Annotated in this window: 13 protein-coding genes; 6 read left to right on the forward strand and 7 right to left on the reverse strand. The window is 68.2% G+C overall.

The window, feature by feature from the left end; all coding sequences use genetic code 11:
- Together OEL49_RS11220 and OEL49_RS11225 are read left to right on the forward strand one after the other, a co-directional pair.
- Entirely contained in the window at positions 1-312 is a 312-nt protein-coding gene (locus OEL49_RS11220) for a metal-sulfur cluster assembly factor (protein ID WP_014235736.1), read from the forward strand.
- Positions 313-314: 2 nt separating this feature from the next.
- The gene (locus OEL49_RS11225) at positions 315-1,424 is read left to right on the forward strand and encodes a hypothetical protein (protein ID WP_287874688.1); all 1,110 of its coding nucleotides are present in this window, start codon (positions 315-317) and stop codon (positions 1,422-1,424) included.
- A gap of 12 nt (positions 1,425-1,436) precedes the next feature.
- Here the strand turns inward: OEL49_RS11225 and OEL49_RS11230 are convergent, their stop codons facing one another.
- Both OEL49_RS11230 and OEL49_RS11235 read right to left on the reverse strand, forming a co-directional pair.
- Positions 1,437-1,922: a nitrous oxide reductase accessory protein NosL gene (locus tag OEL49_RS11230; RefSeq protein WP_287874689.1), complete on the reverse strand. Its 486-nt coding sequence runs from the start codon at positions 1,920-1,922 to the stop codon at positions 1,437-1,439.
- Position 1,923: 1 nt separating this feature from the next.
- Entirely contained in the window at positions 1,924-2,529 is a 606-nt protein-coding gene (locus OEL49_RS11235; RefSeq protein WP_287874690.1) for a nitrous oxide reductase accessory protein NosL, read from the reverse strand.
- Between the two features lie 185 nt (positions 2,530-2,714).
- Between OEL49_RS11235 and OEL49_RS11240 the strand changes: the two genes are divergently transcribed.
- The 4 genes from OEL49_RS11240 to OEL49_RS11255 all read left to right on the forward strand — a co-directional run bounded on the left by OEL49_RS11240 (position 2,715) and on the right by OEL49_RS11255 (position 7,212).
- Positions 2,715-3,212, forward strand: a complete 498-nt coding sequence (locus OEL49_RS11240; protein WP_287874691.1) for an RNA polymerase sigma factor — start codon at positions 2,715-2,717, stop codon at positions 3,210-3,212.
- A complete protein-coding gene (locus OEL49_RS11245; RefSeq protein WP_287874692.1) occupies positions 3,200-4,144 on the forward strand; it encodes a FecR family protein in 945 nt (314 codons plus the stop codon). Before OEL49_RS11240 ends, OEL49_RS11245 begins: the two co-directional genes overlap by 13 nt.
- Positions 4,145-4,240: 96 nt before the next feature.
- Positions 4,241-6,589 (forward strand): TonB-dependent siderophore receptor, encoded by a 2,349-nt coding sequence (locus OEL49_RS11250; protein ID WP_287874693.1) that lies wholly within the window; start codon positions 4,241-4,243, stop codon positions 6,587-6,589.
- 56 nt (positions 6,590-6,645) lie between these two features.
- Complete coding sequence (locus tag OEL49_RS11255) at positions 6,646-7,212, forward strand: nitrous oxide reductase accessory protein NosL (RefSeq protein ID WP_287874694.1); 567 nt, start codon at positions 6,646-6,648, stop codon at positions 7,210-7,212.
- A 10-nt stretch (positions 7,213-7,222) separates the two neighbouring features.
- On the opposite strand, the gene OEL49_RS11260 is transcribed toward OEL49_RS11255, so the two are convergent.
- Genes OEL49_RS11260 through OEL49_RS11280 form a run of 5 tightly spaced genes read right to left on the reverse strand, consistent with a single transcriptional unit; the run spans position 7,223 to position 10,902 of the window.
- Entirely contained in the window at positions 7,223-8,227 is a 1,005-nt protein-coding gene (locus OEL49_RS11260; protein ID WP_287874695.1) for a hypothetical protein, read from the reverse strand.
- Between the two features lie 3 nt (positions 8,228-8,230).
- Positions 8,231-8,905: an ABC transporter ATP-binding protein gene (locus OEL49_RS11265; RefSeq protein WP_287874696.1), complete on the reverse strand. Its 675-nt coding sequence runs from the start codon at positions 8,903-8,905 to the stop codon at positions 8,231-8,233.
- Positions 8,906-8,919: 14 nt separating this feature from the next.
- Positions 8,920-10,056 (reverse strand): ABC transporter permease, encoded by a 1,137-nt coding sequence (locus tag OEL49_RS11270; RefSeq protein ID WP_287874697.1) that lies wholly within the window; start codon positions 10,054-10,056, stop codon positions 8,920-8,922.
- Positions 10,019-10,354 (reverse strand): hypothetical protein, encoded by a 336-nt coding sequence (locus OEL49_RS11275; protein WP_014235725.1) that lies wholly within the window; start codon positions 10,352-10,354, stop codon positions 10,019-10,021. The genes OEL49_RS11270 and OEL49_RS11275 overlap by 38 nt, the downstream gene beginning before the upstream one ends.
- Entirely contained in the window at positions 10,351-10,902 is a 552-nt protein-coding gene (locus OEL49_RS11280) for an SCO family protein (protein ID WP_287874698.1), read from the reverse strand. The genes OEL49_RS11275 and OEL49_RS11280 overlap by 4 nt, the downstream gene beginning before the upstream one ends.
- Positions 10,903-11,137 lie beyond the last annotated feature (235 nt).

The raw sequence follows: 11,137 nt of genomic DNA on the forward strand, positions 1-11,137 counted from the left end.
ATGTCCCTGCCGACTGAAGAAGCCCTGCGCACCGTCCTGCGCCAGGTGGTGGATCCGGAGGTCGGGGTGAATATCGTGGACCTGGGCCTGGTCTATGGCATCGACATCGGCGACAACGGCGTCGTGGTGCGCCTGACCATGACCAGCCCGGCCTGCCCCATGGGCGACCTGGTCATGGACGAGGCCCGGGCGGCCCTGGAGCCCCTGGTGCCGGAACCCTACGACCTGGACCTGCAACTGGTGTGGGAGCCGCCCTGGTCGCCGGCCCTGATGAGCCCCAAGGCCAAGGACACCCTGGGCTGGGGCGAGTAGCCATGAACGCCCCCCACCGGGGCGGCCTGCGTCCCCTGCAACGCCTGCCCCTGCTGCTGCTGGCCATGGCCGCCCTCCTGGTCGGCGTCGGCGGCGGCCTGTGGCGCCTGGGCTGGGCCTTTCCCCTGCCCGCCTCCCTGGCGGCCCAGGGCGCCGCCTTCCACGGCCCCCTCATGGTCAGCGCCTTCTTCGGCACCGTCATCGCCCTGGAACGGGCGGTGGCCCTGGCCACCGGCTGGGCCTACCTGGGGCCGGCCCTGGCCGGTGCTGCCGGCCTGGCCCTGCTGCTCGGCGCGCCGCCGGCGGTGGCCGGCGGCCTGGCCTGCGGCGCGGCCGCCATCCTGCTGCTGGCCTCCCTGCGGGTGTGGCGGCAGCAGCCCGCCCTGCACAACCTGACCCTGGCCCTGGGCGCCGCTTCCTGGCTGCTGGGCAACGGCCTGTGGCTGGCCGGCTTCCCGGTGCCCCGGGTGGTGACCGCTTGGGTTGCCTTCCTGGCCCTGACCATTGCTGGCGAGCGCCTGGAGCTTTCCCGCTTCCTGCCGCCATCGCCCCTGGCGCAGCGCTTCTTCGCCCTGTTCATGGCCCTGGTGCTGCTGGGGGCGCTGCTGACACCCCTGCTGCCGGACGCAGGCACGGCACTGGCCGGGCTCGGCCTGCTGGCCCTGGCTCTGTGGCTGTTGAAACAGGACATTGCCCGGCGCACGGTGAAGCAGCAGGGTCTGACCCGCTTCATAGCGGTGTGTCTGTTGTTGGGATATTTCTGGCTGGCCCTGGGCGGCGGCCTGCTGCTCGGCGGCGGTGCCCTCAGCGGCAGCGGGCCCCACTACGACGCAGCCCTGCATGCCCTGCTGGTGGGCTTTGTCTTTTCCATGGTGTTCGGCCACGCGCCGATCATCTTTCCCGCCGTGGCCCGGGTGCAGATTCCCTACCACCCGGTGTTCTACGGGCCCCTGCTGGTGCTGCACGGCAGCCTGGCCCTGCGCCTGCTGGGCGACCTGCTGCCCGAATCGGGGCTGCGGCCCTGGGGCGGCGCCGGCAACGGCCTGGCTCTGCTGCTGTTCGTGCTGACCATGGTGGGCAGCGTGATCAGGGGACGGCGCGCCGCCCCCTGAGTCCGGCCGGTGTCAGTCGGCGTCCAGTTGGCGGACCAGGGCCGGGGTCACCTGGCCGAAGTCCACGATGCGCTTGCCCTTGTGGTCCTTGAGGAATTCTTCCGCATCCAGCCGGTCGGCCTGGGGCACCAGTTCGTGGCCCATGGGACCGAGCACGTCGGAGCCGAGGACGAACAGGGCCTTGCGTGCATCAACGCGGCGCAGGTTGTAGAAGTCGGTCACCAGGATGGCCTCGATGTCGCCGGGGCGGTGGCCCGGGGCGTATTTGGGCAGGTCCTGGAGGAACTTGAACATGTCCTTGGCGCCGTCGAAGAAATGCACATGGCCGTCCTTCCACTGCACCACGGCGACCCAGTTGGGATACTTGGAAACCAGCATGCCGCAGACCGGGCAGGTGTCCCGGGGACCGGGCTTGGCGGGCGGCGCGGCGGCTGCCGCTGCGGCCTGGATACCCATCCAGGCGCAGAGCAGCCAGGCCGCCAGGAGGCGGCGCCCCATCTCAGCCCTTGGCCTGGGCGGCCTTGCGCCGGCGTTCTTCCCGGTTCCTGCGGATCATGGCCACGTCGCCGGCCATGTCCAGATAGGCTTCGCGCAGGGCATCGTTGAAGTTGCCCAGGCTGCCGCCGTACTTGGCCTGGAATTCCTTGGCCACGCTGGGGGTGGCGAAGGAATGCTTGCTGCGCTTGGTCATGGCGTGCTTGAGGTCGGCGCCGATGAGATAGACCAGGTTGTCCACCGGCACCAGGGGCCGGGGTTCGACGGCGGAGCCGTAGTCGGGGCCCCAGATCTGCTTCGGTTCCCGGTCGATGTTGAGGCCCAGGCTGAGACTCAGACAGTGGATGGAGCAGACGCCGTCGGCCAGGTCGTCGCTGTACTGCACCAGCATGCGGGCCTTGTGGTGTTCCTTGCGGTCCATGCCGCAGTAGGGACACTTGGGATACTTCTCGAATTCCTTGTCCAGCGGATTGGCATCGGCCTCGGTCTTGGGAATGAACTGCTGGGGTGTGCGGTCCGTGTCGCAGGCGGCGGCCTGGCTGGTGCCGGTGGTGGCGGCGAGCCCGGCGCCGGCGGCCAGGGACAGCTTCAAAAGTTGACGACGATCCATTTCTTATCTCCCTTGCTGAAAAACAGACCTCGAATATAAGCGTTGGCGAAAGTGCCGGAGTGCGGCAAATTGCCGCGCCCGGCCTGGCTCTGCGGGCGGCAGTGCGACCCTATGTCGCATTTGTGCAGGGCGGGCCGTGCTCTAGCATGGCGATCTTCTTTCTATGCCCTAATGGATAGCCACCCATGCTCGGTGGTGAAGCGCTCGCCCATCTCTACCTGCAGCACGTCGCCGAACTGCGCCATTACCTGGCTCAGCGGGTGGCCTGCCGGGAAGTCGCCCGGGAACTGGCCCAGGAAACCTTCCTGCGCATGATGCTGAGCGACGGCAAGGACGCCATCCGCAATCCCCGGGCTTTCCTCTATCGCATCGCCGCCAATCTGGCGGTGGACCACTACCGGGCCGAGGCCGGTCGCCCCCGGGAAATCCTGCCCCTGGAAGACTGCGCCGAACAGGCCTGCCCCCGCCCCGGTCCGGAGCAGGTGGCCAGCGCCCGGCAGACCCTGGCCCGCCTGGCGGTGGCGGTGGAACAGCTGCCGCCCCGCTGCCGCGAGGTGTTCCTGCGCCACAAGTTCGACGGCTGCCGCCAGGCCGACCTGGCACGGGAATACGGCATCAGCGTCAATGCCATCGAAAAACACCTGATCCGGGCCCTGGTGCAGCTGCGCCTGTGCCTGCACTGACCATGTCCGCCTGCGGCACGCCCCCTGAAGACCAGCCCCTGCCGGCGGTGCTGGAGCAGGCGGCGGGCTGGCTGCTGCGCCTGCAGCGGCCGGAATGCTCCGCTGCCGAGCAGCGCCGCTTCGAGGCCTGGCTGGCCGCCGACCCCCGCCATTCCCGGGAGTACGCCCGCTTCCAGGAACTGTGGTGCCAGCTCGACGGCCTCAAGCCCCGCCGCCGCAGCCGGCGCCAGTCCCTGGCCGCCGGGCTGGCCGGCCTCGCCTGTTGCGGCGCCCTGCTCGGCTTGCCGGCCATGGACCGCCAGGAGTGCCTGCAGACCGCGGTGGGCGAAATGCGCAGCGAACTGCTGGCGGACGGCAGCCGGCTCGACCTCAACGCCGACACGGCCCTGCGCATCCAGTATTCGCAGCACCAGCGCCGCCTCTTCCTGGAGCGGGGCGAGGCCCGCTTCGTCGTCGCCGCCGATGCCCGGCCCTTCTCGGTCCAGGCCGGCGCCGCCACCCTGCGGGACATCGGCACCACCTTCGCCGTCAGCCGGGAGCGCCAGTCCCTCGCGGTGCGGGTGCTGGAAGGCAGGGTGGAAGCCCATCTCGGCGCCGCCCCCGTGGCCATCGGGGGCGGCCAGCAATGGCAGCACGGGCCCCAGGGCAGCAGCGCAGTGCAGCCGGTGGCCCCGGGGCAGGTGGCGCCCTGGCTCGATGGCCGCTGGATTTTCCAGGCCACGCCCCTGGCCCAGGCCCTGGCGCAGGTCAATCGCCAGCACGAGCGTCCGGTGCTGCTGCAGGACCCGTCCCTGGCGGAACTGCGCATCAGCGGCAGCTTCCGCATGGCGGACCGGGAGGGCCTGCTCGACGCCCTGCTGCTGCTCTATCCCCTGGCCCGGGAAGAGGGTCGGGACCGCACCTATCTGCTGCGCCGCGGCGGTGCCGAGTAAATATTTTTGCCCACCCGTGTCAGGGTTTTCAGTGCGCCAACGTCTTACTCCCCATGCCGGCAAACAGCCGGAGTCTCAGTGAGTGAAAGGCGAGCAATGAAAAAAATGATGGGGATGGTGGCGCTGGTGACGGCAGCCGTGGCGGGGAACTCATGGGCCCAGGGGGCGCGTACGCTGGACCTGGCGCCCCAGCCCCTGGCCGAGGCCCTGCAGGGTCTGGCCGGGCAGACGGGCATCCAGATCCTGTTCGACGCGGCGGAACTGCAGAGCGCCCGCAGCCGTGGCCTGCAGGGCAGCCTGACGCCGGAGGCGGCGCTGCAGAAGCTGCTGCAGGACACGGACTTCGTCTTCCACAGCACCGCCCCGGGGAGCTACGTGATCCAGCGGCGGCCGCGCAATAGTCAGACCCTGCCTGAAGTGGTGGTGCGCGCACCACGGCCCAGCGCCCAGAGCGAGGGTAGCGGCACCTATGCAGCCGCAGCGGCCACCGTGGCCGGCAGAATTCCCCTGACCATGCGAGAGATTCCCCATTCCGTATCGGTGGTGACGCGCCAGCAGATGGACGACCAGGGCATGGTGAACCTCTGGGATGCGCTCAACCAGACCACCGGTGTCACCGCCGTGCCCAACGATTCCACCCAGAGCCAGTACAACGCCCGGGGCTACGGCCTGGGCGTCATGTATGACGGAGTGCCAGCTGCAGGTGCCTTGAGTGGTTACCAGCAGTTCGACCTGCCCATCTATGACCGGGTCGAAGTGCTGCGGGGGCCGGCCGGGCTGTTGCAGGGATCGGACAATCCGTCGGGGGCGGTGAACCTGGTGCGTAAGCGGGGACAGGACACCTTCAAGAGCGATCTCAAGGTGTCTCTCGGCAGCTGGAACAACCGTCGCACCGAGGTGGACATCACCGGGCCGTTCGATACTGAAAAACGCATCCGGGGCCGCCTGGTCGTTTCCCAACAGGACCGAGAATTTTTCTATGCCCGGACCAAGGATTCCAAAAGCCTCGTCTACGGCAACCTGGATGTGGATCTCAGTTCGGCCACAACCCTGTCTGTGTTCCTGACGGTGCAGGATGCAGAAACCCATGTGCCGACTTCCGGACTGCCGGCCTACAGCAACGGGCAATACCTGAACGTGCCCCGCTCCACCAACGTGTTGCCCGACTGGAACCGGACTACCTGGCATACGGAGGAACTGGCCGCTTCTCTGGAGCATCGTCTGGAGAACCAATGGACGGCCAAGGCCACGGCCTATCGGCGCAATCAGAGCCAGTTCTTCAAGGACAGCTATGTCACGGGAGGCGTCAATCCGCTGACCAATAAGGCCAGCTACGCCCGCCGTGAAGCAGACTACGATTACTACCGGGATGGGGTCGATGCCTTCCTCTCCGGGCCTTTCGACCTGTTGGGGCGGCGTCACCAGGCGCTGGTCGGGGTCAATTACGACCGTTTGCGAACTAGCTATGCTCGCGGCACGGCGAGCACGGTTAACGGCGTGTCCATTTTTGACCCCAATTCCATCCCCGAACCTACGGTCAATTACACCCTTGGTGGCGAGAGCGTGTCCTATCAGCATGGGACATATGGCCAACTGCGCCTGAGCCTGACCGACCCCTTGACCATGATCGTGGGTGGTCGTTACACCGATTACTTCTACAAGAGCCGCAGTACGGCCCCCGCCGTGCCGACGGCCTGGCAGCCTGGGGCTACCGCCCGCGGGGAATTCACGCCCTATGGCGCACTCATTTACGACGTGACCGCCCATGCGTCGCTCTATACCAGCTATTCGGACATCTTCATTCCCCAGACTGCAAAGCGTTACGACGGATCGGTGCTTGAGCCTCGTGTCGGCAAGCAGCATGAGATCGGCGCCAAAGGCGAGTTCCTGGATGGCAAGGTCAATGCCAACCTGGCCATTTTCCAGATTCGCGACGTCAATCGCTCTTTCGAGGATCCCGATCATCCCACCTTCTACCTTGCAGCCGGTGAAGTGGAAAGCAAGGGTTGGGAAACTGAGGTCACTGGCAAGGTGGCCAAGGGTCTGGATCTGACCGCCGGCTATACCAATCTGCAAACCAAATACCTGAAGGACAAAACCAATACGGGCAAGGCTTTCAGCAACTGGTATCCACGCCATACGCTGAAGCTGTGGGCCAACTACCGCTTTGCCGACGATGCCGGGGCCGGCTGGAACGTAGGTGCAGGCTTGGTGGGGAGCAGCCGCTACAAAGGCAATGGAACCCTGGACACCATGGCCCAAGGTGGCTATGCCGTGGTCAATGCAGCCATCGGCTACCGCTTCAACAAGAGCTATTCCCTGAGCCTGAACGCCTACAACCTGTTCGACCGGGTTTATCACTCCAGTGGCGTCCGCTCGGTCAACTCCTATAACGGTTACGGCGACCCCCGCAATTTCATGCTGACCTTCCAGGCCAGCTACTGATCACGGATTCCCCGGCCGGACCGCGTGTCCGGCCTTTTCATTGAAAGGCGCAAGACATGGATCGCCGTACCCTTTTCAAAGGCCTGCTGGCGCTGACGGTGGTGGGGCAGGTCGAGGCTGCCGAGCCCACTGCCGGCGCCGTTGCCGACCTGGTGCCTCTGGACAACGAGCTAGAAAAGTATCCCCGCTGCGTCGTCTGCAACATGGACCGACGTCGCTTCCATTACGCCCGTCACCTGACCCATTACGCCGACGACCACGTGGACGGCACCTGTTCCCTGGAATGCACGGCCGAGATGATGCTGCGGGAGCGGCGGCGGGGCTTCAAGGCCATCTACGGGCCCGATTTCGGCGCCGACGGCGAGCCCAAGCCCCTGGTGGATGTCGCCGCCGCCACCTATCTGCTGGGCAGTCGCCTGCCGGGCACCATGACCCGGCGCAGCAAGTACGTCTTTGCCGATCCGGTGGCGGCCCAGCGGGTGCGCCAGGAGCAGGGCGGCGAGCTGGCCACTTTCGACGAGGCCCTGGCCGCATCCATGGCGGAGAAGGCGGAGCAGCTGGGCCGCCGCTACCGCAACGACCAGGAGCGGCTGCGTCGCAAGAAGGACGGCGCCGCCGGCTGAGGCGCGCCGTTCAGGGTTCCAGCAGTACCAGCCGGGAGCCGGCCATCATGCCGGCGGCCAGGCACAGCAGCAGGCCGAAGCCCCAGGCCGCCACCGTCGCCAGGCGGCGCGAGGCGGCCGGGGCGATCTGCTCCAGGCCCCGCACCCGGCACACCAGTTGCAGCACGCCGCTGCCCATGCCGGCTGCCGTGGCGGCGAACAGGGGCAGGTAGAGGGCGTAGCCCTGGTAGTCGTACTCGGGCTTGAGGATGCAGAAGGGGCAGTGGTGGTGAGGGTGCTCGTAGAGGTAGAGCGAGAGGAAGGAAACGATGCCGCTGATGCCGCCGACGAAGGCGGCGCCGCTGCTGAGCCCGGCCAGGAGGCCGAGGCGGCCGCTCCAGGCGTGCCAGGCGGTGAGCAGGGCGGCCAGGCCGAGGCTGCCGTAGAACCACAGCATGGCCGGCAGGGGCGCCAGTCCCGCCATTTCCCCGGCGACGCCGTGGTTGCTGTCGCCGGAGAAGAGGCTGCCGCAGCAGGAGGTGATGATGTCCGCCTTGAGGCCGCGGAAATAGGACCATTGCAGCCAGGCCGAGAGGGCCAGCAGGGGCGTCAGGCCCAGCAGCAGGGCGTACTTGAGGCGGACCAGGGGGTAGTTGCGGGCCCGGGTGTCCACGTGGTTCAGCACCAGCCACAGGGCGGCGAGGAAGAATAGCGCGACCTGCAGCAGCAGGGCGGGAAAGCCCCGGGCATCCGCATTGAGGGCGCCGACGGCGCACATGGCGCCGACGAACATGGCGGAGAGCCGGTCGGCGGTGAACACGAAGAGCAGCAGGGCCAGCAGCTGGCTGGCGCAGACGAAGGCGGCCAGGGTGGAGAAGAGGTAGGTGCGCCGCTCCAGCTGCAGCTGCAGTTCGCTGCCGCTGCCCAGGTCCCAGCGGCGCAGGATCTGCCAGGCGAAGGGGGCGGCGGCGGCCACCATCACCAGGGACAGGGTGGCCGCCAGGAGCAGGGCGATGACCGAGGGCTGGAAGAGCATGGCTCAATCCCCGCAGAGGCGGCCGTCGCGCAGGCCCACCACCCGGTGCACCGCGCTGGACTTGATCACCAGGGGGTCGTGGCTGGTTAGCAGCACCGTGCGGCCCTCGCCGCTGAGCTCCTCCAGGATGGCGAGAAACTGCTTGGACAGGGTGGTGTCCAGATTGGCCGTGGGCTCGTCGGCGATGATGACTTCGGGGTCGTTGATCAGGGCCCGGGCGATGGCCACCCGCTGCTGCTCGCCGCCGGACAGCCACTCCACCCGGGCATGGCGGCGGTGGCCCAGCTGCAGGCGCTCCAACAGGGTCTCGGCCCGCTGCAGCAGTTCGGCGTGGGGCTTGCCCTCCGGGTAGGCCGGCAGCATTACGTTGTCCAGGGCCGAGAGGCCCCGGATCAGGTTGAACTGCTGGAAGACGAAGCCGAAGGTGCGGCGGCGGATTTCCGTGAGGAAGCGCTCCGGCAGGCCGGAAATGTCTTCCCCGTGCAGGCGCACCCGGCCCCGGGTGGGGCGGGCCAGGCAGCCGACGATGGTCAGCAGGCTGGTCTTGCCCGAGCCGCTGGGGCCCTGGAAAGCGGTGACGCGCCGGGCCTCCAGTTCCAGGTCGATGCCGGAGAGGGCCCAGTATTCGTTGTGCTGGCCCTGGTTGAAGGCCTTGTGGATGTCGGTGAGCTGGATCATGGCAGGTCCCCCGGTCAGCCGCGCATGGCCGTGTCGGGATCGATGATGGCGGCGCGCCAGATGGGCACCAGCACGGCGGCGGTGTAGGGCACCACGGTGAAGAAGAAGAGGGTGAACAGCTGCAGGCCGTCCAGTTGGGGTACCAGGGTGAAGCGGGGATAAAGCACCGCCCAGCCCTTCAGCACCGGCTCGAAGAGGCGGGCGCCGAAGTGGAAGACATGGACATAGGCCCCCACCAGGCCGAGGAGGAAGGCGCTGAAGGAAATCAGCAGGCCTTCCCACAGCTTCATGCGCAGCACGTCCCCGGTCTCCCAGCCGATGGCCTTGAGGATGCCGATCTCCCGCCGCTCGTCGGCGGAAAGGCCGGACGCCTTCTCCCAGGCCAGGATGGCAAAGGCCAGCAGGGCCGCCGCCAGCAGGGCGAGGACGATGCCCTCGCGCCAGTCCAGCAGGCTGGCGTAGGTGCGGCGCATCTCCTCGCGCAGGATGGGGCGGGCGTCGGGCAGGGCGGCGCTGAGCTTGGCCGCCACGTTGCGCACCTCCTGGGGATTGGCCACCGACAGGGCGATGTCCGTGTAATGGCCGGCCGGGTAGTCGAAGAAGGCGCGGAAATCGGCCTCGCCGAGCAGCACCAGGTCGGCGCTGATGAGTTCGCTGCTGGCCGGCAGCACCTCGTCCACGGTGAAGGTGAACAGCTTGCCGCCGTAGGAGCGCAGGGACAGGGGCTGGCCCGCCTGCAGGCCCCGCTCCCGGGCCAGGGTGGCGCCCAGGCGCAGATGGCCTGGTGCCGGCGCCTCAGCGGCCGGCACCAGCAGGGTGTAGTTGGCCTTGCTCACCGGATCGTAGTAGTAGCCCCACAGGCGCCCCTGCTGGTGCTGCACGCCGCGGATGCGGCCGATCTTCTCCAGGTAGCCCGGCGGGATCAGGTCGTGGCGCCCCGCCACCAGGCGCTGCAGGATCACCTCCGGCGAGTCGGCCAGCACCGCCGCCGCTTCCTGGCGTAGGGCCTGACCGAAGAGGGAGACCGAGGCCAGCATGAACACCAGCAGGGCATAGACCGCCAGCAGGCCCAGGTTGCGGGCCTTGCGCCGGGCCAGGGCGGCCAGGGTGTAGTCAATCAGGTAGCGTTGTTTCTCGATCCAGGGGCGCATAGTGGGGCAGACGGGCGGGGGGCGGCGGCACGACGGAGCCGGAGGGGAAGTGGTCCAGGGCCAGGGGATGGTCCTGGAACGGCGAATGGAGATCGGCCAGGGACAGGTGCCGGGTGTAGCGGGCCTCGGTGAACAGGGCCAGGTCGCTCAGGCCCAGCTGCTGCACCAGGGCGGCCCGTGCGGCCTGCTCCTGCTGCCGCGGCGGTGCCAGGCGGCGGGCGTCGGCCAGCATGGCCAGGAACAGCAACAGCAGCACGGCCAGGAAGGCGCCGAAGCGGGCCGAGGGGCGCCGCGTCACAACAGGCTCCGGATGGCGGCCACCATCTCCTGGGGCGAGGCGCCGGCGGGCAGGGTGGCGGCCAGGCGGCCGCTGCCGTCGAGCAGGTAGCTGCTGCCGCTGTGGTCCACGAAGTAGCTGCCGTCGGGACGTGGCGCCTGCTTCTCGAAGCCGGTGCCGAGCGCCTTGGCCAGGGCTGCGGTCTGGGCCGGCGGGGCGCTGGCGCCCACCAGCAGGGGGTGGAAGAAGGCCGTATAGCCTTGCAGGGCGGCGGGCGTGTCCCGCTCCGGGTCCACCGTCACCAGGACCAGGCGCACCCGCTCCCGTTCCGCCGGGGTCAGGCCGTTGAGGGCCTGGGCGCCGGTGGCCAGGGCCGTGGGCGAAAGATCGGGACAGTTGGTGTAGCCGAAGAAAAGCAGGCGCACCTGGCCGTCGGCGGCGGGGCCGTCGAGGGGGCCGGCGGCAGTCTGCAGATGAAATTCGACGGGCGCGCCCGTACCCCGGGATTCGGTGGCGGGCTGGCAGGCGCCCAGCAGGAACAGCAGGGCGAGAAACGGAAGGATGCGCACGGGCTGGGACGAATGGGCGACCGGCGGTCACCGAGCTTGGTCAAGGCGCCATGGTAATGAAGGCGCTCCTGGCGGTGCTGCGACAAATTGACGCAGTACCCGGCGCCGGGCCGCGTTACACGGCGTTACGGGGAGTTACCGTTCACCTGCAAACCGGAAGTTGGTGGTTGGCGTTATTGCCCTCAAGGGAGCGAAATGGTTTCGCGACCGGAAGGACAAGCCAAATTTCAGGAGA

This window comes from Azospira sp., assembly GCF_030247495.1.
GTDB lineage: Bacteria > Pseudomonadota > Gammaproteobacteria > Burkholderiales > Rhodocyclaceae > Azospira > Azospira oryzae.

What these genes read in the sequence shown, in the direction of transcription:
- OEL49_RS11255 (WP_287874694.1), top strand. Translation starts at nt 6,646, where the DNA reads ATGGATCGCCGTACCCTTTTCAAAGGCCTGCTGGCGCTGACGGTGGTG.
- OEL49_RS11265 (WP_287874696.1), bottom strand. Translation starts at nt 8,905, where the DNA reads ATGATCCAGCTCACCGACATCCACAAGGCCTTCAACCAGGGCCAGCAC.
- OEL49_RS11220 (WP_014235736.1), top strand. Translation starts at nt 1, where the DNA reads ATGTCCCTGCCGACTGAAGAAGCCCTGCGCACCGTCCTGCGCCAGGTG.
- OEL49_RS11270 (WP_287874697.1), bottom strand. Translation starts at nt 10,056, where the DNA reads ATGCGCCCCTGGATCGAGAAACAACGCTACCTGATTGACTACACCCTG.
- OEL49_RS11250 (WP_287874693.1), top strand. Translation starts at nt 4,241, where the DNA reads ATGAAAAAAATGATGGGGATGGTGGCGCTGGTGACGGCAGCCGTGGCG.
- OEL49_RS11235 (WP_287874690.1), bottom strand. Translation starts at nt 2,529, where the DNA reads ATGGATCGTCGTCAACTTTTGAAGCTGTCCCTGGCCGCCGGCGCCGGG.
- OEL49_RS11260 (WP_287874695.1), bottom strand. Translation starts at nt 8,227, where the DNA reads ATGCTCTTCCAGCCCTCGGTCATCGCCCTGCTCCTGGCGGCCACCCTG.
- OEL49_RS11240 (WP_287874691.1), top strand. Translation starts at nt 2,715, where the DNA reads ATGCTCGGTGGTGAAGCGCTCGCCCATCTCTACCTGCAGCACGTCGCC.
- OEL49_RS11225 (WP_287874688.1), top strand. Translation starts at nt 315, where the DNA reads ATGAACGCCCCCCACCGGGGCGGCCTGCGTCCCCTGCAACGCCTGCCC.
- OEL49_RS11230 (WP_287874689.1), bottom strand. Translation starts at nt 1,922, where the DNA reads ATGGGGCGCCGCCTCCTGGCGGCCTGGCTGCTCTGCGCCTGGATGGGT.